At 48.5% G+C, this 685-nt stretch carries 2 protein-coding genes; both read left to right on the plus strand.

Annotated elements, in window-relative coordinates; genetic code table 11:
• Positions 1 to 348 (plus strand): non-canonical purine NTP pyrophosphatase (locus tag R7P74_RS26695; RefSeq protein ID WP_318123676.1); only part of this gene is annotated, 348 nt, incomplete at its 5' end.
• Between the two features lie 18 nt (positions 349 to 366).
• A partial coding sequence (locus R7P74_RS26700; protein WP_336624119.1) for a radical SAM protein occupies positions 367 to 685 on the plus strand: 319 nt, incomplete at its 3' end.

The raw sequence follows: 685 nt of genomic DNA on the forward strand, positions 1-685 counted from the left end.
GCACGTTACGCAGGCGAAAAAGCCTCTGACCAAGAAAACCTAGAGAAATTGCTAGCCGCAATGGAAGGCGTGCCAGAAGCAGAGCGTACCGCGCGTTTTCACTGCGTATTGGTATTGATGCGTCACGAGAACGATCCAACGCCTATCGTTTGTCATGGCAAATGGGAAGGTCGCATTCTGACTGAAGCACATGGCGAAAATGGCTTTGGTTACGACCCTATCTTCTTCGTACCAGAAGATAACTGTGCGTCAGCAGAGCTAGAGCCGACACGTAAAAAGCAGTTGTCTCACCGCGGTAAAGCACTGAACTCACTGTTTGCTCAGTTATCAGCGCAAACCGCACAGTAAGATCGAGTGAACTTGTCCATGTTAACGCCCCCAGCACTCAGCTTGTATGTACACATCCCATGGTGTGTACAAAAGTGCCCTTATTGCGACTTTAACTCGCATGCGCTTAAAGCGGAGATCCCAGAAGAAGAGTACATCAGTGCCCTTCTAGAAGATCTGGATACCGATATTGATAAGTACCGCTTAAATGACGTACCGCGTCCGCTGCATTCCATCTTCATTGGCGGTGGTACGCCAAGTTTGATTTCTGCAAAAGGCATTGAGCGTTTGCTAAAAGGCATCGAAGCGCGAATTCCATTCAAGCCAGACATTGAAATCACTATGGAAGCAAACCCTG

Source organism: Vibrio sp. 2033, assembly GCF_033339735.1.